The 19,614-nt window shown below is 65.4% G+C and carries 22 protein-coding genes; 11 read left to right on the top strand and 11 right to left on the bottom strand.

Going from position 1 to position 19,614, the window contains the following annotated elements:
- The first annotated feature begins 262 nt into the window (after positions 1-262).
- From dbpA to H1D44_RS16145, 3 genes are all read left to right on the top strand, one after another.
- A complete protein-coding gene (gene dbpA / locus H1D44_RS16155; RefSeq protein ID WP_181515887.1) occupies positions 263-1,663 on the top strand; it encodes an ATP-dependent RNA helicase DbpA in 1,401 nt (466 codons plus the stop codon).
- Positions 1,664-1,691: 28 nt separating this feature from the next.
- Positions 1,692-2,594: a PA4780 family RIO1-like protein kinase gene (locus tag H1D44_RS16150; protein ID WP_181515886.1), complete on the top strand. Its 903-nt coding sequence runs from the start codon at positions 1,692-1,694 to the stop codon at positions 2,592-2,594.
- Between the two features lie 131 nt (positions 2,595-2,725).
- Positions 2,726-4,498, top strand: a complete 1,773-nt coding sequence (locus H1D44_RS16145; RefSeq protein WP_181515885.1) for a sensor domain-containing phosphodiesterase — start codon at positions 2,726-2,728, stop codon at positions 4,496-4,498.
- Between the two features lie 45 nt (positions 4,499-4,543).
- On the opposite strand, the gene H1D44_RS16140 is transcribed toward H1D44_RS16145, so the two are convergent.
- Positions 4,544-6,052, bottom strand: coding sequence for a methyl-accepting chemotaxis protein (locus H1D44_RS16140; RefSeq protein WP_238984563.1), 1,509 nt, complete (start codon positions 6,050-6,052; stop codon positions 4,544-4,546).
- Between the two features lie 233 nt (positions 6,053-6,285).
- Between H1D44_RS16140 and aroQ the strand changes: the two genes are divergently transcribed.
- Complete coding sequence (aroQ, locus tag H1D44_RS16135; protein WP_238984564.1) at positions 6,286-6,864, top strand: gamma subclass chorismate mutase AroQ; 579 nt, start codon at positions 6,286-6,288, stop codon at positions 6,862-6,864.
- Positions 6,865-6,893: 29 nt separating this feature from the next.
- Here the strand turns inward: aroQ and H1D44_RS16130 are convergent, their stop codons facing one another.
- Positions 6,894-7,643 (bottom strand): NAD(P)H-dependent oxidoreductase, encoded by a 750-nt coding sequence (locus H1D44_RS16130; RefSeq protein WP_181515884.1) that lies wholly within the window; start codon positions 7,641-7,643, stop codon positions 6,894-6,896.
- 130 nt (positions 7,644-7,773) lie between these two features.
- Between H1D44_RS16130 and H1D44_RS16125 the strand changes: the two genes are divergently transcribed.
- Both H1D44_RS16125 and H1D44_RS16120 read left to right on the top strand, forming a co-directional pair.
- Positions 7,774-8,814 (top strand): zinc-dependent alcohol dehydrogenase family protein, encoded by a 1,041-nt coding sequence (locus H1D44_RS16125; protein ID WP_181515883.1) that lies wholly within the window; start codon positions 7,774-7,776, stop codon positions 8,812-8,814.
- A gap of 43 nt (positions 8,815-8,857) precedes the next feature.
- Positions 8,858-9,709, top strand: coding sequence for a LysR substrate-binding domain-containing protein (locus H1D44_RS16120; RefSeq protein WP_181515882.1), 852 nt, complete (start codon positions 8,858-8,860; stop codon positions 9,707-9,709).
- On the opposite strand, the gene H1D44_RS16115 is transcribed toward H1D44_RS16120, so the two are convergent.
- On the bottom strand, positions 9,673-10,488 hold the full coding sequence (locus H1D44_RS16115) for an AraC family transcriptional regulator (RefSeq protein ID WP_181515881.1): 816 nt from the start codon (positions 10,486-10,488) through the stop codon (positions 9,673-9,675). The genes H1D44_RS16120 and H1D44_RS16115 overlap by 37 nt on opposite strands.
- A gap of 93 nt (positions 10,489-10,581) precedes the next feature.
- Between H1D44_RS16115 and H1D44_RS16110 the strand changes: the two genes are divergently transcribed.
- The 3 genes from H1D44_RS16110 to H1D44_RS16100 all read left to right on the top strand — a co-directional run bounded on the left by H1D44_RS16110 (position 10,582) and on the right by H1D44_RS16100 (position 13,702).
- Complete coding sequence (locus H1D44_RS16110) at positions 10,582-11,784, top strand: MFS transporter (protein ID WP_181515880.1); 1,203 nt, start codon at positions 10,582-10,584, stop codon at positions 11,782-11,784.
- A 64-nt stretch (positions 11,785-11,848) separates the two neighbouring features.
- Positions 11,849-12,628: an aminoglycoside adenylyltransferase family protein gene (locus H1D44_RS16105; RefSeq protein WP_181515879.1), complete on the top strand. Its 780-nt coding sequence runs from the start codon at positions 11,849-11,851 to the stop codon at positions 12,626-12,628.
- Between the two features lie 66 nt (positions 12,629-12,694).
- Positions 12,695-13,702: a zinc-dependent alcohol dehydrogenase family protein gene (locus H1D44_RS16100; protein WP_181515878.1), complete on the top strand. Its 1,008-nt coding sequence runs from the start codon at positions 12,695-12,697 to the stop codon at positions 13,700-13,702.
- 18 nt (positions 13,703-13,720) lie between these two features.
- Here the strand turns inward: H1D44_RS16100 and H1D44_RS16095 are convergent, their stop codons facing one another.
- Entirely contained in the window at positions 13,721-14,260 is a 540-nt protein-coding gene (locus H1D44_RS16095; RefSeq protein WP_181515877.1) for a GrpB family protein, read from the bottom strand.
- A gap of 141 nt (positions 14,261-14,401) precedes the next feature.
- Between H1D44_RS16095 and H1D44_RS16090 the strand changes: the two genes are divergently transcribed.
- Positions 14,402-14,605 (top strand): putative motility protein, encoded by a 204-nt coding sequence (locus H1D44_RS16090; protein WP_181515876.1) that lies wholly within the window; start codon positions 14,402-14,404, stop codon positions 14,603-14,605.
- On the opposite strand, the gene H1D44_RS16085 is transcribed toward H1D44_RS16090, so the two are convergent.
- From H1D44_RS16085 to H1D44_RS16065, 5 genes are read right to left on the bottom strand one after another with little or no spacing between them, the layout of a single operon-like run.
- The gene (locus H1D44_RS16085; RefSeq protein ID WP_181515911.1) at positions 14,602-15,297 is read right to left on the bottom strand and encodes an aspartate/glutamate racemase family protein; all 696 of its coding nucleotides are present in this window, start codon (positions 15,295-15,297) and stop codon (positions 14,602-14,604) included. The two genes, H1D44_RS16090 and H1D44_RS16085, sit on opposite strands and share 4 nt — an antisense overlap.
- Before the next feature lie 56 nt (positions 15,298-15,353).
- Positions 15,354-16,058 (bottom strand): DUF899 domain-containing protein, encoded by a 705-nt coding sequence (locus tag H1D44_RS16080; RefSeq protein ID WP_181515875.1) that lies wholly within the window; start codon positions 16,056-16,058, stop codon positions 15,354-15,356.
- Between the two features lie 13 nt (positions 16,059-16,071).
- On the bottom strand, positions 16,072-16,467 hold the full coding sequence (locus tag H1D44_RS16075) for a VOC family protein (protein ID WP_181515874.1): 396 nt from the start codon (positions 16,465-16,467) through the stop codon (positions 16,072-16,074).
- Positions 16,440-16,991, bottom strand: coding sequence for an SRPBCC family protein (locus H1D44_RS16070; protein WP_181515873.1), 552 nt, complete (start codon positions 16,989-16,991; stop codon positions 16,440-16,442). The genes H1D44_RS16075 and H1D44_RS16070 overlap by 28 nt, the downstream gene beginning before the upstream one ends.
- Positions 16,984-17,325 carry an ArsR/SmtB family transcription factor gene (locus tag H1D44_RS16065; protein WP_220128139.1) on the bottom strand — a complete coding sequence of 114 codons (342 nt, stop codon included), beginning with the start codon at positions 17,323-17,325 and terminating at the stop codon, positions 16,984-16,986. The genes H1D44_RS16070 and H1D44_RS16065 overlap by 8 nt, the downstream gene beginning before the upstream one ends.
- A gap of 190 nt (positions 17,326-17,515) precedes the next feature.
- Here H1D44_RS16065 and H1D44_RS16060 point away from each other — a divergent pair, with 190 nt between their 5' ends.
- A complete protein-coding gene (locus H1D44_RS16060; RefSeq protein WP_181515871.1) occupies positions 17,516-18,415 on the top strand; it encodes an arylamine N-acetyltransferase family protein in 900 nt (299 codons plus the stop codon).
- A gap of 6 nt (positions 18,416-18,421) precedes the next feature.
- Here the strand turns inward: H1D44_RS16060 and H1D44_RS16055 are convergent, their stop codons facing one another.
- Complete coding sequence (locus tag H1D44_RS16055; protein ID WP_181515870.1) at positions 18,422-19,141, bottom strand: SDR family NAD(P)-dependent oxidoreductase; 720 nt, start codon at positions 19,139-19,141, stop codon at positions 18,422-18,424.
- Between the two features lie 60 nt (positions 19,142-19,201).
- Complete coding sequence (locus H1D44_RS16050) at positions 19,202-19,546, bottom strand: hypothetical protein (protein WP_181515869.1); 345 nt, start codon at positions 19,544-19,546, stop codon at positions 19,202-19,204.
- Positions 19,547-19,614 lie beyond the last annotated feature (68 nt).

Below are 19,614 nucleotides of genomic sequence, written 5' to 3'. Positions count from 1 at the left end.
GGCGAGCCCCTGGCTTGCCCGTATGACGACGAGCCGGCATGGCGCCATGCGCCGTGCCGGCTCCATCTGTTTCGCGTTCCACGTTCCGCGTTTCACGTTCTATGTACCACGTTCCGCGGTACGGCCCCAGTAAGCACTTGCTGACCCGAGACTATCGGTAGCACGATGCTTTCCCTATTTTCTGCTATGCTGCTCGCCTTCCTTTAGACGAAGCCCGGCATTGGCAGGGGCCTTCGCCATTCATTCTCGCAGGTCCATTTCCGTGTCCGACTCTCCCAACGACGGGGCCTTTGCCTCGCTGCCGCTGGCGCCACAGTTGCTGGCCAATCTCGATTCGCTCGGCTACCACGCCATGACGCCGATCCAGGCCGCAAGCCTGCCGCCGGTGCTGGCCGGTCGCGATGTGATCGCCCAGGCCAGGACCGGCTCAGGCAAGACCGCGGCGTTCGGCCTGGGGCTGCTTTCCCGCCTCGAGGTCTCGCGCTTTCAGGTTCAGGCGCTGGTGCTCTGTCCGACTCGCGAGCTGGCCGATCAGGTGGCCGGCGAGATCCGGCGACTGGCGCGCACGCTGCCCAACGTCAAGGTGCTGACCCTGTGCGGCGGCGCTCCCTTCGGCCCGCAGCTGGCCTCGCTGGCCCATGGCGCTCATGTGGTGGTGGGCACGCCCGGCCGTATAGAGGAGCACCTGCGCAAGGGCTCGCTCGATCTCGCCGCGCTCGACGTGCTGGTGCTGGACGAGGCCGACCGCATGCTCGACATGGGCTTTCAGCCCAGCCTGGAGGCGATCGTCGGCGCGACGCCGGCCAGCCGCCAGACCCTGCTGTTCAGCGCCACCTTCAGTGACGAGATTCGAGACATCGCTCAGGGGCTGATGCGCGAGCCGGCCGAGGTGGCGGTGGCCGAGAGCCATGACGAGAGCACCATCCGCCAGCGTGTCTACCGGGTGGCCGACGAGGCGGAGCGCTTCGCTGCCCTGCGCGGGCTGCTGCTTAAGCACCGGCCGCGCTCCAGCGTGGTGTTCTGCAACACCCGGCGCGAGGCCCAGGAGCTCGCCGACGCCCTCTGTGAGGCAGGCTTCAGCGCCCTGGCGCTGCACGGCGACCTGGAGCAGCGCGATCGCGACCGCATCCTGGTACTGTTCGCCAATCACAGCGTCTCCATCCTGGTAGCCACCGACGTGGCGGCCCGCGGGTTGGATATCGCCGCGCTGGATGCGGTATTCAATTACCAGATCGCCCGCGACCTGGAAGTGCACGTGCATCGCGTCGGGCGTACCGGCCGTGCCGGTGGTTCCGGCATCGCCTGCACCCTGGTCAGCGCGGGCGAGGCCTATCGCCTCGAGCGGCTCAACGAGTTTCTCGGCGAAGCACTGGAGGAGGCGCCGCTGCCGCCGCGCAGCGTGCTGGCACAGGAGCCCTTCCTGCCGGAGATGGCCACGCTGCAGCTCGACGGCGGCAAGAAGCAGAAAGTGCGCCCCGGCGATATTCTCGGCGCCTTGACCGGCGAGGGTGGCATCGAGGGGGCCCAGGTAGGCAAGATCAAGGTGCTGGAGCGCAGCGCCTACGTGGCGGTGCGGCGCGAGGTCGCCAAGGCGGCGCTGGCCCAGCTCGGCACGGGCAAGCTCAAGGGGCGCTCGTTCCGCGCCCGGCGCGTCAGCCGCTGACTGGCGCTGTGAACAGTTAGGAGGAGAGGTGAAGGTACCCAAGCGATTGCAGCCGCTGATCGACGACGGCCTGATCGACGAAGTCGAGAGCCAGCTGATGAGCGGCAAGGAAGCCCAGGTCTTCGTGGTGATTTCCCACGGCGAGCGCCGCTGCGCCAAGGTCTTCAAGGAGGCCAAGCAGCGCAGCTTCAAGCAGGCGGTGCAGTACCAGGAGGGGCGCCGCGAGCGCAACAGCCGCCGCTCGCGGGCCATGGCCAAGAAGACCCGCTACGGCCAGAAAGAGCAGGAGCAGGCCTGGCTCAACGCCGAGGTCGACGCCCTCTACCGGCTGGCGGCGGCGGAGGTGCGGGTGCCCAAGCCCTACGGCTTCATCGACGGCGTGCTGCTGATGGAGATGATCAGCGATGCCGAGGGCCTGACCGCCCCGCGCCTGGACGACGTGACCCTGAGCCCCGAGCAGGCCCGGGAGTACTACGCCAAGATCCTGCGCGACGTGGTCAAGATGCTGTGCGCCGGCCTGGTGCACGGCGACCTTTCCGAGTTCAACGTACTGCTCGCCACCGACGGGCCGGTGATCATCGACCTGCCCCAGGCGGTGGACGCCGCCGGCAACAACAGCGCCGAGTGGATGTTCGAACGCGACGTCGACAACATGCGCCGCTACTTCGGCCGCTTTGCCCCGGAGCTGCTGGCCACCGACTACGCTAAGGAGATCTGGGCGCTCTACGAAGCTGGCGAGCTGCACCCGGAGAGCCAACTGACCGGCTGCTTCGAGCATGACACCGGCACTGTGGACGTCGGCGAGCTGATGAGCGTGATCGACGACGTGCGCGAGGAGGAGGCGTACCGCCAGGGGATGCGCAACCGCAGCGACGAGCCCGGTGTCGAGGAAGCCGCAGAGGAGTGGCGGGAGTCTCAGCGGGAGCGCTGAGCCTGGGAGCTGTACTGTCGAGATTCGGCAGGCTGGGGGTAACCCACGCTATAGTGGCGATAGCAGCATTTGACTAGGCTTGAGGGAGAACGATGAATAAAGTGCCGGCACGAACTGGCAGGGACCCCTCGATGTACGACGACGTTCACGATCTCGACTACGAGCAGGCTAGGCTCTATGCGCTGCGCCAGCTCAAGCTGTTGGATACGCCGCCCAGCGAAAGTTTCGACCGCATCACACGCCTGGCCAGCAAGTACTTCAATATGCCCATTGCGGCAGTCTCGCTAACCGATGCCGATCGGCAATGGTTCAAGTCGCGGGTGGGGGTCGAGCATTGGGAGATCCCGCGCTTCAAAGCGTGCTGCGCAGAGGTGGCTGATGAGTCCACAGTGTTGGTCGTGCCCGACATGCTTGAGTCCTCTACCTACCGGGATAGCGTACTGGCCGATTCCGGCATCCGATTTTATGCTGGCGCACCGTTGCAGACCCAAGATGGTTACACCTTGGGCGCCATGTGCGTGCTAGACACCCAGCCCCGCGAGATCAGCGAAGATGATATCGCCCTCCTCAAGGACATGGCCGCCATGGTCATGGCGCAAATCGAGTTGCAGCACGCCGTCGGTCGAATCGATCCGCTAACCGGGCTTCCCAACCGCAGCCAACTGGCTGAAGACCTTGATGATATGGCACGTGATGCCTTCGGCCGCCACCATTGCGCCCTCTTCACAGAAGTGCTCGACAGCAGCCAGGTGAGCACCTTGAACCGGGTCATGGGACCGACCTACGTCGATGAGCTCTCGCGATTGGCGGCGCGCGGCTTGCAGGAGGTGCTGGGCGAGGAGCAGAAACTCTACTGCGTGGGGCTGTGCCAGTTCGTTCATCTGGTGGAAGGGTGCGGCGACGACGAGTTGATCGATGGGGCGTTGCGCCTGCGTGAGACACTGTTGTCGCTGACACTGATCCGTGAAGCGCCGATCCTGGTGCATCCCGTGGTGGGCGCCACGCCGGTGTACTTGGGAGAGAACCAGCCTGGCGACGTATTGCGCACTGCACACAGCGCCTGCCAGGACGCACGCCTGAGTGAAGTGGGAGCGGGAGTCTATTCCCAGGCGTTGGATGCCAGCCATCGGCGACGCTTCATGCTGCTCGCCGATTTCCGTGCCGCACTGAACGCCCCTGATCAGCTGCGCCTGGTGTACCAGCCGCGCATCGACATGCAAACGAATGCCTGCCTGGGCGTCGAGGCTCTGCTGCGCTGGCGCCACCCCCAGCTTGGTGAAGTCTCGCCCTCCGAGTTCATTCCCCTCATCGAGAACACACCCCTGGCCCGATCGCTGACGGCCTGGGTCGTCTACTCGGCCATTGCCCAGGCTCAGGCCTGGCATCGGCAGAAGCTGAATATCGGCATGTCACTCAACGTGTCGGCCTGCAATCTGGAAGAGCCCGACTTCGCTGAGCGTTTGCTTGCCCAGGTGCACGAAGCCGGTCTGCCCGTCTCCGCCATCGAGCTAGAGCTGACGGAAACTGCGCTCATCGGACAGGGACGCGCCGCCTGGCAGCAGCTCGATAGCCTCATCGAAGCGGGCATCCGCATCGCTATCGACGATTTCGGTACCGGCTACAGCAGCCTGGCCTACCTGCAGGACATTCCCGCTCAGGTGGTCAAGATCGATCGTTCCTTCATCAAGGGGCTGGATGACACTCCGCGCAGTCGTACGCTGGTCGAGTCGATGCTCAACATGGCCCACAACCTCGGCTACCGTGTGGTGGCCGAAGGGGTGGAAACGCAGCAAACCTACGATTACCTGGAGTCGCTGGGCTGCAACGAAGCGCAGGGATTCCTGATGTCACGACCGCTGGAGGCGGTAGACTTCGAAACCTGGCTGGCAGCACGAACTGCATAGTGCCAGCGGCGCCCGACTGCCGCTCGGCGAGCCGGGCGCCTGCCCTCATGCCAGGGCGGGCAGGGAGGTATGCCGGGCTGTGCCCGGCAGGCTGCCCGTTGCCCTCGGCAGCGTATCGGCGGTTCCCAACAGCTGGAATTCGCCGATAGCGGCATTGAGCGAGCTGGCCACCGTGGTGAGCTGTTCCGCCAGGCGATGAGCTTCGCCAAGGGAGTGTGCGGAGTGGTGCAGCGAAGACTGCATCTCGCTGACGCTGGCTTCCAGATCCTCGATTCCCTGATGCTGTTGCGACGTGGCGCTATCGATTTCGGCCAAACGAGTGGCCACGTCGCGGAACGCATTCAGCATTTGCTGCATGGTGCCATCCACCTCCTGGGTCTGCTGCACGCCGTGACGTACGCTATCGCCGGTTTGCTGCACCCGCTCGCGAATGCGCCCGGCCGTGTCGCTGGTGCGGCTTGCCAGCGTGCGTACCTCGCTTGCCACCACGGCGAAGCCACGGCCATGTTCGCCGGCCCTTGCAGCCTCCACCGAGGCATTGAGTGCCAGCAGATTGGTTTGAAAGGTGATCTCGTCGATTTCGCCCAGCAGGGCGGCAATGCTGTGAGCGTGTTCTTCCAGTACCTGCATGGCCTCGCGCAGGGCAGTGGCTTTCTCGCTGCCGTGGCGGGCGGCGCCTTCGGCTGCGCTCGCAAGCTGCCTGGCCTGAGATGCTTGATCGACGCTTTCACGGGTGGTTGCGGCCATTTCAGTGGCAGCCGAAGAGACCCGTTCCACCTGGGCACTGTTTTGGCCGGCCTGGCTGCGAATGTCGTCATGAGCACTGAAAAGACCCTCGCTCAGCACGTCCACCTGCGTGGCCGCTTCGCTCGCCTTGAGCAGCGTATCGGCGAGTTTGTGCTGCATGCGCGCCATGGCCGCGATAGCAGGGCGGCCAAGTTGTGCCTGGGTGAAGACGTTATCGAGCCGGCCGCCGCCGGCGCGCTCTGCCACTTCGCATACGGTCAGGCTGTCGTCGACCATATGGCGCAGCTCACGGGCCAGATACCCGAGTACGATGACCTGGGCTACCACGGCGCCGGCATGCATCAGCAGGCATTCGAAGAGGCTGGCTGCTTGGACATGGCTGCCCAGGCTCTGATAGAGGTGCACGTGTCCAAGATGCTGAAGCCAGGTGAATAACACGTGGTGCACGGCAATGACCAGCCCGCCGAAGGCAATTACGCGCCAGTCGCTGTAGAGGATCAGCACGGCGAGCATGATGAAGATGCTGAAGTGCGCCTCGATCAAGCCGCCGCTCTGTTCGATCAAGACCATCGAAAGGCCCATGAACAGCGCTGCCTTGGCGAAGCCGTTGACGATATGACCGGGCCACTTCCACTGCAGCAAGGCGGCAAGAGGAAAGGCGGTGATGCCAAAGGCAAGGGCGAGCCACAGGGTTCCCGTAGTCAGCCCGACCCCTAGGCAGAGCAGCAGGAAAGCGCATGCCGGGAACCACATGATCTTGTCGGTGCGCTGAAAGTGATGCGAGAGGCTGATGGCAGGTTGGGACATGGGCGACTCCAGGGACGGGAAGCATCGTTAGCAATCTTTGTATTAACTCTTTCTCATGTATGGATTTTGTACAAAAATTGCTCTGCAGATATCGGCCGATGCTCCGTCAACTTTAATGCCTCGCCAAGCTGAACATTCTGATACAGGAAGAGAGGCGATATACCTGCCACACTGGCTCGGAACCCAACGGAGCGAGTCGAATCCCGATGCGTTGCCATCCGAAACGAAACCCTATGACACCCGGCGCCTTGCCGCTTCTCCTGACGCTGCTGATGGCCCTGCTGCTGGCAGGGTGTCAGATGCAGCCACCGGAGCCACCCGACGAGGACAAGGCGGCCATCGACCGCATGCTGGTATTGATCGACGAGCGGCTTGACGTGGCGCCGCTGGTGGCCCAGTCCAAGTGGAACAGCGGCGAACCCATCGAGGCACCGGAGCGCGAGGCGCAGATTCTCGATCAGGTGGCAGAGGATGCCGAGGCAGCCGGCGTCGATGATGCCTTCGCCCGGCGATTCTTCGACAAGCAGTTCGAGGCCAGCAAGCAGGTCCAGCGGCGCCTGCACCATCAATGGCTGCAGGAGGGGCGCTCCACCTTCGCCGATCCGCCCGATCTCGCCGAAGAGGTACGCCCGGTCCTCGACCGCCTGACGCCTCAGCTCATCGAAGCGCTGGCCGACATGCAGCGCATCGCCGAGGTGGAAGGGGCAGGGCGCTACCTCGAACAGCGTGCCGTGGAGCTGATTCAGGACGACTTCGATGGCGAGCCGCGTGACGTGGCGATTGCGCCGCTGAGAGAGCGCTTCGCGCCCTAGCGGCCACTTCTTTCTCACCATCGCGAAGCCTACAGCTGCCAGGCTCGGGGGTGCTCGGCCTTGAGCACCCCCTGTTCGTCCCAGTCGTCCCAGCCGGCGAAGGGAATTGCTGCCTCGTCTTCGAGCCCTTCCAGCCGCCGTGCCCAGGCGGCCTTCTCCGCTTCCAGGCGTTCACGGAACGCCGCCTCGTCCTGGTAGCTCAGCCCGCCGCCCTGCACCCCGTAGGTGACCTGGGGTGGCAGCACGCTGACACCCAGATAGTAGAGCGAGTAGTGGATCGGCCACAGTAGCGCCACGATATGGCCGCTGCGGCCATGCCGGGTGAAGGTCGGCGCCGGGGCCCCGGTGGTCACCGAGAGCATCACCCGCTTCTCGGGAAAACGGCCGCGGTCGTAGCGCATACGGCCGCTGTAGAGCCCGCCGTAGACGAACACCCGATCGAACCAGCCCTTGAGCATGGCCGGCTGGGCGTGCCACCACAGCGGAAACTGCAGGATCACCAGATCGGCACGCTCCAGGCGCTCGATCTCACGCTTCACGTCGGCGGGCAGAAAGCCCCCCTCATAGGCGTGTCGCTGTTCGGTGAGGGGCAGGAACGTCCCTGGCTCGGCGCGCTCGCCGTAGTGGCTTGGCCGTTCCAGCGGATCGAAGCCTTCGGCGTAGAGATCCGAGACTTCGACCCGGTAGCCTTGCCGCTGCAGGGTCTCGACGGCGACGTCCTTCAGGGCGCCGTTGAACGAGCGCGGTTCGGGGTGGCAGAACACGATCAGGGCATGCATCTTGGGTCTCCGCTTCGCTGGCCTACGTGATGCGTGTCTTCAGGCTATGCTGTACGCTGACGAACCGAAATTCCCAAAGAATGACAATCGACTTTGCATGATTGAACATGCCTGCCAGAGAGGATCCTGCATGAAAGCCGTAGTCTACGAGGCCTTTTCCGCTCCGCCGCAAATCCAGCACCTTCCTGACCCGACGCCGGAAGCGCACGGCGTGGTGGTCAAGGTGATGGCGACGGGCGTATGTCGCAGCGACTGGCACGGCTGGATGGGGCACGATCCCGACATTCGGCTCCCCCACGTGCCGGGGCACGAGCTGGCGGGCATCGTCGAGGCGGTGGGCAAGGACGTGAAGCAATGGCGCGTCGGCGATCGCGTCACGGTGCCGTTCGTCGGCGGCTGCGGCAGCTGCCCCGAGTGCTACGCCGGCCATCACCAGGTCTGCGACAGCCAGTTCCAGCCCGGCTTCACCCACTGGGGCTCGTTTGCCGAGTACGTCGGCATCCACCAGGCGGATGTCAACCTGGTGGCCTTGCCGGAGACGCTGGACTTCGCCACGGCGGCCAGCCTGGGCTGCCGTTTCGTGACCTCGTTTCGCGCCGTGGTCGACCAGGGCAAGGCATCCGCCGGGCAGTGGCTGGCGGTGCACGGCTGCGGCGGCGTCGGCCTCTCCGCGATCATGATTGCCAATGCCGTGGGCGCCAACGTGGTGGCCGTCGACATCTCGGCCGAGAAACTCCTGTTGGCCCGTGAATTGGGTGCGGTCGCCACCGTGAACGCCACCGAGGTGGCGGACGTTGCCGAGGCGGTCATCGAGGTGACGCGGGGCGGTGCCCACGTGTCGCTGGATGCACTGGGACACCCCACCACTTGCTTCAATTCGATCAGCAACCTGCGCAAGCGCGGCAAGCACGTTCAGGTCGGGCTCATGCTGGCCGATCACAGCACGCCGGCCATTCCGATGAGCAAGGTGATTGCCCACGAGCTCGAGATCCTCGGCAGCCACGGCATGCAGGCCTATCGCTACGGCGCCATGCTCGACATGATCCAAACCGGCAAGCTTTCGCCCGAGAGGCTGGTCGGCCAGAGGATCAGCCTGGAACGGTCGATCGAGGCGTTGACGAGCATGGACGAGTTCCAGGGCATCGGCGTGACCGTGGTGACCGAGTTCTGAACAACGGCCGGTGTGTCATGCCAGCGCTGGATGGGAGTGAGCCGTGAACGAGCAGTCGCTACAGTGGGACGACCTGCGCGTGGTGCAGGCCATCGCCGAGGCGGGCTCGTTGTCCGGCGCCGGACGTCGGCTGGGGGCCAGTCACGCCACGGTGTTCCGCCGCCTGAATGCCATCGAGCGGCGTCTGGGGGTGGCACTGTTCGAGCGCTCGCGCACGGGCTACGCGGCGACCCCGGCAGGGGAGGACCTGGCGGCAACCGCCGCCCGTGTGGAAACCGAGGTGCTGGGTGCCGAGCGGCGTGTGGTGGGGCGTGACCTGCGCCTCTCCGGCACCATCCGCGTGACTACCACCGACACGCTGCTGATGGGGCTGCTGTCGCCGATCTTCGCCGGCTTCCAGCGTGCGCATCCCGAAATCGTGCTCGAGGTGGCGGTCTCCAACCAGCTGTTCAATCTCTCCCAGCGCGACGCCGACGTGGCGGTGCGGCCCTCGCCCACGCCACCCGAGCACTTGGTGGGGCGGCGGGCCGGCAGCATCGCCCAGGCCGTTTACGCCCGTGCCGATGGCGCCGCCGATGCCTGGGTCGGGCCGGACCGCCACCTGGGCTATGCCACACTCGACGCCTGGATGGCCGGGCAGGGAGCCAACGAGCGCTGCCGTTATCGCGTCGACACCATGTTCGGCATGCTGGCCGCCGCCCGCGACGGTCTCGGTCGTGCCGTGCTGCCCTGCTATCTCGCCGATGCCGAACCGGCCCTTACGCGACTCGGCGAGCCAATCCCCGAGCTGGCCACCGACCTGTGGCTGCTGACCCACCCCGACCTGCGCCGGGTGGCACGTATTCGCGCCTTCATGGCTTACGTCGCCGAGGCGTTGGCCGGGCGGGTAAAGTAGCGCCCGGGGCTGGTGCCGAGGCTGCGGCGAAAGGCGGCGATGAAGGCGCTGGGCGATTCGTAACCGACCTCCTGGGACACGACGGAGACCGATCTCCCTTCCGCCAGCATGGGCAGGGCGGCGAGCAAGCGGGCTTGCTGTCGCCAGGCGGCAAAGCCCATGCCGGTCTGTGCCAGGAAGCGTCGTGCCAGGGTGCGTGACGAGGCACCGACCCTGCCACCCCAGGTGGTCAGGTCGTCCCGGTTAGCTGGGTCTTTACGTAGGGCGGTGCAGATCCGCCGCAGCGCGGGATCGTCGGGCTCGGGCAGGTGCAGCGGTAGCGGGGGCCCTGCGTGCAGCTCGTCCAGCAGTACCGCGACCAAGCGTGCGCCGGCGCCGTGGGCAGTCGCCCCGGCCGGCAGCTCCATCAAACGCAGTATCAGCTCGCGCAGCAGCGACGACACGTTCACTACGCGTGGCTGGGCCGATGGCCCTAGCCGCTCATCGAGATAGAGGGTGCGCAGCTTCACAGGCCGGTGCATCAGCAGCGCATGCTCCAGGCGAGCGGGAATCCACACCGCGAGCTGGGGTGGCACTACCCACCACCCCGCTGGGGTCGCCACCGTCATCACGCCCTGGGTGGCGAAGACGAGCTGATGGCGCAGGTGATGATGACGGCCGGTGTCCCAGCCGGCGGGATAGTCGCAGGCATAGGGCTGTACCGGACCCGAGGCGCTCTCGATGCGCCGCTGCAGGGCATCGCGTGACAGGGGCGTAGCGTGGGCCAGGGTGTGGGGCATGTTGTCCGTTTCACGATATATCTTGTCAGAATGGCGAGAGAAGTCGCTTTGCGTCCAGTTTAGCCTGAAAGTCGGCAACTCTGGAGTCTGGTCATGAACGGCAAACGCGTTCCGCTACTGTTCCTCAACCTGGGGCACGCCTACGCCCACTACTTCATGCTGATCCATCCCACGGTGGCGGTGGCGCTCGAGGGGCGCGGCCAGGGCGATTACGCTGCGCTGCTGCTACCGGTCACGGCGGGCTTCGTCGCCTTTGCCGCCTTCACCCTGCCGGCTGGCTGGCTGGGCGATCGCTGGAGTCGGCGCGGCATGATAGCCCTGATGTTCCTGGGGCTCGGCGTGGCTTCCATGCTCACAGGCTTAGCGAGCGGACCTTACCAGCTGGCGGCCGGGCTGTTTCTGATGGGCAGCTTCGCGGCCATCTATCATCCTGTCGGCATCGCCATGGTGGCGGAGAGCAGTGATGGCGTCGGCCAGGCGCTGGGGGTGAACGGCGTATGGGGCAACATGGGCGTCGCGGCGGCGCCGCTGCTGACCGGTGCGATCACGGGCATGCTCGGCTGGCAGGCGGCCTACTTCATACCCGGGGCGCTGTGCGTGGCGAGTGGCATCGCCTACCTGGCGCTGGTACCGGCGCAGCGCAAGCCGCGTCAGCCGCTACGACCGGCCAGCGATGCGCCGGCAGCGGTGCAGACCTCAACGGCCATACCGGGACGGATACTGGCCTACCTGATCGTCACCGCACTCATGGGCGGCCTCGTGTTTGCGTCCACCACCGTCGCGCTGCCCAAGATCATGGAAGACGCCTTCAGCGGCGGCGGGAATGCCCTGCTCGGTGCCGCCGGCCTGGCCTCGCTGATCTTCGCCTGCGCCTCCATGGCGCAACTCGTCACCGGCAGGGCGGTGGACCGGGTCGCACCGCGGCAATTGATGTTGCTGCTGGCGCTGGTGCAGGTCCCTCTGTTGCTGCTGATGATTCTGGGCGGGCAATGGCTGATGGTTGGCCTGTCGCTGGCGCTGATGCTGACGGTGTTCGGTGTCATTCCGGTACAGGATGCCATCGTGGCACGTCATACCTTGAGCGACTGGCGGGCACGGGTCTATGCCGTGAAATACGTGCTGTCGTTGGGGGTCGGTGCCCTCGCCGTGCCGATCGTGGCTTGGGGTTACGAGCCGGCCGACGGGTTCGACCGGCTCTACCTGCTGCTGGCTGCCTGTGCCGTCGGGGTGGCCATGGCGGCCTTGCTGCTGCCGGCCCGACGCTATGCGCAGGCGGCTCTCGGTGATAGCCAGTAACATTGAGGGCAGCTGAGAGTGCGTGGGCGGTTTAGCGTGGCGCATCAGGAAAATGGAGGACGCAATGGAGCTCTCTTCCCAGGCGGCCGGCCAGTCACTACCGCAGGAGGCCATGGACGCCTTCGCCATTATCGCTCGCGAGCTGAGCGAGAGCGTGGTTGGTGTCTATCTGTTCGGTTCGGCGCTGGCTGGCGGCCTGCGACCCAATAGCGACGTGGACGTGTTGGTGATCGTCGTCCAGCCGCCCGAGGAGGCGGTGCGCCGGCGGCTGGTCGAGGCGCTGATGCGGGTCTCCGGCAGCCCCGCGAGCGATGGCTCGCCCCGGCCATTGGAAGTGACGCTGCTGTGCCGCCAGGCACTGCTGCCGTGGCACTACCCGCCGAGGAGCGAACTGGTCTACGGCGAGTGGCTGCGGGACGAGTTCGAGCAGGGCCGCATACCGCCGGCGGCAGCCGACCCCGATCTAACGGTGGTGCTGACCACCGCCAGGCAGTCGAGCCTGGCCCTGTACGGGCCGGAACTCGCGGCGCTGATCGCGCCGATTCCCGAGGCGGATCTGCGACGGGCCATCGTCGATTCGCTGCCTGGCCTGGTGGCGGGCTTGCAGGGAGATGAGCGCAACGTGCTGCTGACCCTGGCGCGCATGTGGATGACCCTGGAGACGGGTGAGATCGCGCCCAAGGACGTTGCCGCCGCCTGGGCTGAGGAGCGTTTGCCACCCGACCATCAGGCCACCATGGCGATGGCGCGGCGCGGCTATCTCGCAGGAGGCAGCGAGGACTGGACACAGCGCAAGCCCCAGGTGGAAACGCTGGTGGCTTATCTGCAGCGCGCCATCGCTTGACCCAAGGCGGGCCCATTAGGCTAGTCTCTTAGCACGCTCATTTTCAGGATCAAGAAGGAGTACGCCATGAAGGTCGTGACACTAGGCAGCGGCGGCGGGTTGGATCAACTGCAGGTCGTCGAACGCGAGACGCCCGGCGAGCCGGGTCCGGGGGAAATCCGCGTACGGATCCATGCCAGCTCACTCAACTTCCACGACTATGCCGTGGTCGCCGGGATGATTCCTACCGAAGATGGCCGCATCCCCATGTCCGACGGGGCGGGTGTGGTCGAGGCGGTGGGCGAGGGCGTCGAGGAGTTCGCCGTTGGCGATGCGGTGGTCTCCACCTTCTTCCCCTACTGGCTCGACGGCCCGGCGCGGGTGGCGGATTTCAAGGCCACGCCCGGCGACGGCCTTGACGGCTACGCTCGCGAGCAGGTCGTTCGCCCGGCCACCTGGTTCACCCACGCGCCCAAGGGCTATAGCCACGCCGAGGCGGCGACCCTGACCACGGCGGGGCTCACCGCCTGGCGGGCGCTGGTGGTGGATGGCAATCTCAAAGCCGGCGATACGGTGCTCACCCTGGGCACCGGCGGCGTTTCCATCTTCGCCCTGCAGTTCGCCAAGGCGATGGGGGCGCGGGTGATCTCTACCTCGTCCTCCGACGAGAAGATCGAGACGCTCAAGAAGCTCGGCGCCGACCATACCATCAACTACAAGGCCGAGCCGGAGTGGGGCAAGAAGGTGCAGGCGCTGACCGACGGCCAGGGCGTCGACCATGTGATCGAGGTGGGCGGCCCCGGCACCCTGCCGCAATCCATCGACGCCGTGCGCATCGGCGGCCATATCGCGCTGATCGGCATCCTGACAGGCCGCGGTGGCGAGGTGCCGACCATCAAGCTGATGGCCAAGCAGGCGCGCCTGCAGGGGCTGATCGTCGGCAGTCGCACCCAGCAGCAGGAGATGGTGCGCGGCATCGAGGCCATGGGCGTGCGCCCGATCATCGATAGCACCTTCGAGCTGGAGAAGATCGCCGATGCCTTCCGCCACGAAGAGTCGGGACGCCACTTCGGCAAGATATGCCTGGCGTTCTAGCCGGGCGGCAAGGGGCGGCTAGCTTGGGCCTGCCAGCACCCAAGTGATGAAGTCTGCCTTGGCCTGGGTGTAGGCCTCCCGATCGTCGGGGTGGCGGGCCGCCAGCTCGGCCTTAAGCAGGGCGTAGCGCTCGGCCTGCGCTGGGTCGGCGCGCAGTGCATCGCGAAAGACGAGCCTCTGGCGCCATAGTTCGCCGTCGTGCACCACCACATGCAGATGGTGGGTACGGTGACCGTTGGCGTGGCGCATGAACCAGCGGCGGTCGGTGAGGACGGCATTGAACTCCCGCGAAGTCACGTAACCGTGATCGAGAATTGGCTCGAATAGGGCATCGGCCATGGCCATGGACGCGACCCCGGCCATGACGTCGATGATGGGCTTGGCCGGCATGCCGGGGATGGCGGTGCTGCCGATATGCTGCACCTCGATCAGTTCGGCGGAGAAACGCTCCAGCAGGCGGCTGCGCTCGGCGTCGAAGCGTGCCGGCCAGGCGGGGTCGTACTCCGCCAGGCGTACCGGCTCGTCAATGGCCTGCTGCAGCGATTGGGCTTCGTTCATGGGGGCTCCAGTCATCGGGCGAGGATAAATCCTACCTTGGTGCCATCGAGAGTTGCCCGTTTCGTCGGGCTGCGTTTTTGCCATCGCTTCCTTCAGCTGTTAGCGTGGAAAGATAGAAGAACCAACAATGGAGCAAGCGACATGGATTCTGCCGTCAACGCCATCGTGGGCCAGGCTCTAGTCATGCAGCAGGCCCAAGCCGCTCAGCAGGTGCAGCTCGAGGTCTACAAGGAAGCGCTCGACATGCAGAAGGATCAGGTCCAGGCACTGATGGCCTCGGCTTCGCTGGATCCCCAACTTGCCAGCGACGGCATGCTGGGCACGCTGATCAACGCCTACGCCTAACCCCCCAACGCCCACTTCACTGCTTCTTCGGCGTGAATGGCCGTGGTGTCGTAGAGCGGCACTGCGGTATCGCTCTGCCGCACCAGCAGGGCGATTTCGGTGCAGCCGAGGATCACCGCTTCGGCTCCCTGCTCGCGTAGCGATTCGATGACCTCCAGGTAGCGCTGGCGTGAGGTCTCCTTCACCTGTCCCAGACACAGCTCGTGGTAGATCACCTCGTGCACGAGGTCGCGCTGAGCGGCGTCGGGCACCAGTACCTCGATGCCGGAGCCTTCGGCGATCCGCCCCTTGTAGAAGTCCTGCTCCATGGTGAAGCGGGTGCCGAGCAGGCCGACGCGGCGAATGCCGTTGGCGGCCAGGCGCTGTGCCGTGGCATCGGCGATATGCAGCAGCGGAATCGAGATCGAGGCCTCGATCTCCGGCGCGACCTTGTGCATGGTGTTGGTGCCGATCAGCAGGAAGTCCGCACCGGCGGCTTCCACGCTGCGCGCGGCCCGGCTAAGGATTTCGGCGGTGGCGTCCCAGTCGCCGGCATGCTGCAGCCGTTCGATCTCGGCGAAGTCGACGCTGTAGAGACACAGCTTGGCCGAGTGAAACCCACCCAGGGCAGCCTTCACCCCTTCGTTGAGCGCGCGGTAGTAGCTGACGGTGGATTCCCAGCTCATGCCGCCGAGTAGGCCGATGGTCTTCATGGTCATGGATTCCCTCTGGTTGTCGTTATTCCCATATCAGTTGCTGCGCCGCTAGCTCAGGTTTCGTACTCGTCGTGACGCCGGTTCCATACGTAAGGTGGCGTCTGCGGCCAGCCGGGCGGGGACTCTTCCCAGGTTTCCTGGCGGCCGTAGGGCGTCAGGTCCAGGTAGGTCCATAGGCTGCCCAGGTACTCCACGCCGCGCTTGCCGCTGAAGTAGGTGCGAAATACCCGCTCGCCGTCGCGCAGGAAGACGCTGATGCCATGCCGCTCGCCGCGGTCGGTATCCGGTGCATGGCAGTTGCAACTGGTCACGCCCATGTCCTGATTGAAGCTGCCGTTCAGCGACGAGTACCAAGTCGGGTGCTGCCAGCCCATGCGCGCCTGGTAACCCTGGAGCTTTTCCAGCGGCGCCCGGGAAACCAGCGCCAGAGTGGTATCTCGCGCGTTCAGATGGGCGGGGTGGGTCATGGCGTCCACTACCCAGGAGCAGCCGTCGCAGCCGGCCTCCCAGTCGGGCCCGAACATGAAATGGTAGACGATCAACTGGCGGCGCCCCTCGAACAGGTCGAGTAGGGTGACCTCTCCCTGTGGCCCTTCGAAGACGTAATCGGCACGCACCTCGGTCATCGGCAGATGGCGCCGCGCGGCATTGAGCCTGTCGCGCTCACGCGTATGGGCCTTTTCGCGAGCGATCTGTTCATCCAGCGCGCTGCGCCACTCCTTTTCGGAGACGATGGAGGGCAGGGATGAGGTCGTCATGGAGTCTTGCTCCTCAAGCCAGATTGAGCTGCCAGGAGACGCCGAAGCGGTCGTTGAGCCAGGCGAAGCGGGCGCTGAAGCCGTAGTCGTCGGGCGGCATCAGCGTCTCGCCGCCTTCCGCCAGGGCTCGGTGGAGGCGTTCGAACTCCTCGAGGCTCTCACATTCCACGAGCAGTGATATCGAAGGTGTAAAGGTGAAGGGGTGCTTGATGTGGCTGTCGATGCAGGTATGGCGTCGCCCGGCCAGGGTGAACTCGGCCTGCTTGATACTACCTTCCCTGCCTGGCTCCTCGGGGCCATAGCGCTCGAGCCGGACGATCTCGGCGTCGTCGAACAGCGAGACGTAGAAGCGCATGGCCTGTTCGGCATTGCCTTCGAACATCAGTTGCGGGGCGATATGATGCGGCATTGGTACTCCTCCTCCAGGCGTTCGAAGGTGGGCCAGAATGGGGCAGGCGGTTGACCGTGCAGCACGTCGGCCAGGATGCCTAGGTGGGTGTGCCAGCCACCGGCCACGTTGACCATGGTGTCGTCATCGGCGAGGCGGCGGTGGGTGACGACCAGGCGCACCTGCTCGCCTGCCTCGCTGAGCTCGAAGGTCACCTCCGAAGGGGCTTCGTTGCCGCCGCCCCAGGTCCAGACAAGCAGATGAGGCGGTTCGCAGCGCAGTATCTGGTGCTGGGTCGTGAAGCTGCCGTCGTACTGCCGAAAGCGCTCGGTGGGCGGCGTTCTGTCGGGTGTCAGCTCGGTATTGTGGAAGTGTAGAGCAAAGGAGCTGCCGGCCCGCGGCTCCATGGCGCCGGGGGCGAGCCACTGGGCACGCTTGTCCGATTCGGTGAGAAAGGCCCAGACCCGTTCGATGGGCCCCGGCAGCAGGCGCTCGAAGCGGACGCTCTCTTCAGCAATCTGCTTGCCGTAGTCGGTGTCATCCATCGTGCCTTTTCTCCTTCTTTGACTTGCCATCCGGGGCAGCCTGCAGCGCCTTTTCCAGCACGCTCAGCCGCTGGCTCCAGAAGCCTTCGTAGAAGCTCAGCCACTGCTCTGCTGCTGCCAGCGGCTCCGGTCGCAGCCGGCAGTAGTGGGAGCGCCCTTCGATACGACGCTCCACTAGCCCCGCCTGCTCCAGCACGCGAACGTGCTTGGAAACGGCCGCCAGCGAGATGGGGAACGGCTCGGCCAGCTCGCCGACCTTGCGCTCACCCGCTGCCAACCGCTCGAGCAGCAGGCGCCGGGTTGGGTCGGCCAAGGCATGGAAGACCCGATCCAAGTGTGTTTCGTTATATTCAACCATATGGTTGATATAGGCTTGGCAGGCAAAATTGTCAACCCTTTGGTTGAATGTTCTGAAGCTATCAGAGCGATTGAAACCTCTCCGCTTTACCTGAAGCTAACTTGAGGGATTAGCCTGTGCGACAAGGTTGCTCTTCGAGATAAGTTTGAAAGAACAGGAGAACGTTATGCAGGCTGTACGGAACGCCCGACCCCTTCATGAATCGACCCAGTGGGAGACGTCGGCGCTCGATCTCGACGCCTACCTGGCACGTATCGACTACCGTGGCCCCTTGACGCCCAGCCTGGAGACTCTGAAGACGCTGCAGCAGGCGCACCTCGCCGCGGTGCCGTTCGAGAATCTCGAGATCGTCACCGGTGGCGAGATCCGCATTGACCTGGACAGTCTTCAAGACAAGCTGGTACGGCGTCGGCGCGGCGGCTATTGCCATGAGCACAACACGCTGTTCGCCACGGTGCTGGATCGGCTCGGCTTCGAGGTCGCCGGGCGTAACGCCAGGATACTCATGGGCCAGGAGGAGCGTGTCGTCACCCCGCTCGGCCATACCATGCTGGTAGTGACAGTGGGCGGGCACGACTGGCTGGTCGATGTTGGCGTCGGCAATGTCGGGCCGCGTGAGCCGATCCGGCTCGAGACGGACCGCGAGGTGAGTCATGGCCCTTGGGAGTACCGCCTGGAGCGCTCGCCGTTGGGGTATTGGCTGCTGCGTCACAAGTACCTCGGGGAATGGTTTAACCTCTACCAGTTCAGTGACGAAACCAATTACCGCGCCGACTCCGCCGAATACAACTATCTGGCCTCTCACCACCCTGAATCGCCCTTCGTGCGGCGCATCGTGGCTCAGCACAACGGCGCCGAGGTTCGGCTTGCGCTCACCGATCTCGAGCTGAAGGTCTTCCGCCCGGGCCAGGCGCCGGAGCTGCAGCGGATTGAAGCCGCTGCGCTACCCGACGTGCTGCGCCAGCGGTTCGGCCTGGCATTGATGCCGGAGCAGGAGCGCGCGCTGCTGCGGCGAGCCGAGATGCTCGTCGAGACCACCACCGAGGGAGAACAGCTCGGAACCTGACGGAGCCTAAAAACGTTTATCGGCGACTGCCGGCATCACCACCTCCTTGACGTAGGCGCTGGGCGACAGCGCCAGTAGGGTGCGCACCAGTTGCACCACGTCGTGCATGGGAATGAGCTCGCCGCCGCCGCGGCGGGCTGCACGCTCGAGCGGCACGCTCAGGTCGTCGTCGGTATTGAGGTAGCCGAGCTGCAGGCAGGTCACCGCCAGACGCTGTTCGCGAAAGCCCTCGCGCAGCGCCTCGGCGATGCCGCGCAGGGCGTGCTTGGTGGCACCGAAAGCGACCTCCGGCCGGCCGTGGCCGGGCAGGGCGGAGGTCGAGCCGGTCAGCACGATACGCGGCGCCCGGGAGCGCAGCAGCACGGGGAGCAGCGCCTGGATCAGCAGAATGGCGCCGCTGACGTTGACCGTGACGATGCGCTGGATCTCCGCCGGGCTGTCGTTCAGGAAGCGGTAGTCCGGCTCGAAGGCCCGACTTTCCCACAGTCCCAGGTTGTAGACCAGCACGTCGAGTCCCCGCGCTTCCGCGGCTTCGGCCAGCGTGGCGGCCGCCTGCTCGGGTGAGGCTAGATCGGCCTCGATCCAGTCGATCTCGAGCCCGGTGCGTACCGGCAGTGGCACCGGCATGCGGCGCGATACGCCGACCAAGCGGTCGCCGTCATCGCCAAGCCCTTCGATGAAGGCCCGGCCCAGGCCCTGGCTCGCGCCCACGATCATCACGTTCATCGTGCTGCTCCTCGCTGTGCTGACGTTGCCCGCACCCTACGACCTCAAGTGCAGCTGAGGTCAAGCACCGGGCTCAGCATGTCTGCCCTGCGCGGCCTTGCGCTGTGCGCGACGCTGGGACAGGGCCTGCCCGGCGTCCTCCTTCAGCGGCAGGCGCGAGGCCCACAGGATGTCGTCGCGGTTGTGGCCCATGTCGTCGAGTATGTGATCGTCATGAGCGAGCAGCGGCAGAAAGCGCTGGCGAAACCGCCGTCGACTCAGGTAGCGCTGCAGCCGGGATTCGATGGCATGGAGCAGCTCCAGAGGCGGCATGGCCGGCATGTAGAAGTCCGGCTCTGGCGGTGGCGTGGAATGCTTGGCTTGTGTCGGCTTGGGCTGATGATGCAGCGGTTCGTACTGACTCATGTCGCACCTCCTCACGGGCCGCCACAGGCTGGCTGCCGTGATCTCGTTTGAAAGTGAGTGGAGGGTCG

The sequence above is a fragment of the Billgrantia kenyensis genome (genome assembly GCF_013697085.1).
GTDB lineage: Bacteria > Pseudomonadota > Gammaproteobacteria > Pseudomonadales > Halomonadaceae > Halomonas > Halomonas kenyensis.
The sequence above is the reverse complement of the archived record's forward strand: the minus strand, read 5'-3'. Positions and strand labels throughout refer to the sequence as shown.

What these genes read in the sequence shown, in the direction of transcription:
- H1D44_RS16085 (WP_181515911.1), bottom strand. Translation starts at nt 15,297, where the DNA reads ATGAAGACCATCGGCCTACTCGGCGGCATGAGCTGGGAATCCACCGTC.
- H1D44_RS16070 (WP_181515873.1), bottom strand. Translation starts at nt 16,991, where the DNA reads ATGGATGACACCGACTACGGCAAGCAGATTGCTGAAGAGAGCGTCCGC.
- H1D44_RS16125 (WP_181515883.1), top strand. Translation starts at nt 7,774, where the DNA reads ATGAAAGCCGTAGTCTACGAGGCCTTTTCCGCTCCGCCGCAAATCCAG.
- H1D44_RS16060 (WP_181515871.1), top strand. Translation starts at nt 17,516, where the DNA reads ATGCAGGCTGTACGGAACGCCCGACCCCTTCATGAATCGACCCAGTGG.
- H1D44_RS16080 (WP_181515875.1), bottom strand. Translation starts at nt 16,058, where the DNA reads ATGACGACCTCATCCCTGCCCTCCATCGTCTCCGAAAAGGAGTGGCGC.
- H1D44_RS16050 (WP_181515869.1), bottom strand. Translation starts at nt 19,546, where the DNA reads ATGAGTCAGTACGAACCGCTGCATCATCAGCCCAAGCCGACACAAGCC.
- H1D44_RS16140 (WP_238984563.1), bottom strand. Translation starts at nt 6,052, where the DNA reads ATGTCCCAACCTGCCATCAGCCTCTCGCATCACTTTCAGCGCACCGAC.
- H1D44_RS16095 (WP_181515877.1), bottom strand. Translation starts at nt 14,260, where the DNA reads ATGAACGAAGCCCAATCGCTGCAGCAGGCCATTGACGAGCCGGTACGC.
- H1D44_RS16105 (WP_181515879.1), top strand. Translation starts at nt 11,849, where the DNA reads ATGGAGCTCTCTTCCCAGGCGGCCGGCCAGTCACTACCGCAGGAGGCC.
- H1D44_RS16075 (WP_181515874.1), bottom strand. Translation starts at nt 16,467, where the DNA reads ATGCCGCATCATATCGCCCCGCAACTGATGTTCGAAGGCAATGCCGAA.
- H1D44_RS16115 (WP_181515881.1), bottom strand. Translation starts at nt 10,488, where the DNA reads ATGCCCCACACCCTGGCCCACGCTACGCCCCTGTCACGCGATGCCCTG.
- H1D44_RS16090 (WP_181515876.1), top strand. Translation starts at nt 14,402, where the DNA reads ATGGATTCTGCCGTCAACGCCATCGTGGGCCAGGCTCTAGTCATGCAG.
- H1D44_RS16055 (WP_181515870.1), bottom strand. Translation starts at nt 19,141, where the DNA reads ATGAACGTGATGATCGTGGGCGCGAGCCAGGGCCTGGGCCGGGCCTTC.
- H1D44_RS16130 (WP_181515884.1), bottom strand. Translation starts at nt 7,643, where the DNA reads ATGCATGCCCTGATCGTGTTCTGCCACCCCGAACCGCGCTCGTTCAAC.
- aroQ (WP_238984564.1), top strand. Translation starts at nt 6,286, where the DNA reads ATGACACCCGGCGCCTTGCCGCTTCTCCTGACGCTGCTGATGGCCCTG.
- H1D44_RS16100 (WP_181515878.1), top strand. Translation starts at nt 12,695, where the DNA reads ATGAAGGTCGTGACACTAGGCAGCGGCGGCGGGTTGGATCAACTGCAG.
- H1D44_RS16145 (WP_181515885.1), top strand. Translation starts at nt 2,726, where the DNA reads ATGTACGACGACGTTCACGATCTCGACTACGAGCAGGCTAGGCTCTAT.
- H1D44_RS16110 (WP_181515880.1), top strand. Translation starts at nt 10,582, where the DNA reads ATGAACGGCAAACGCGTTCCGCTACTGTTCCTCAACCTGGGGCACGCC.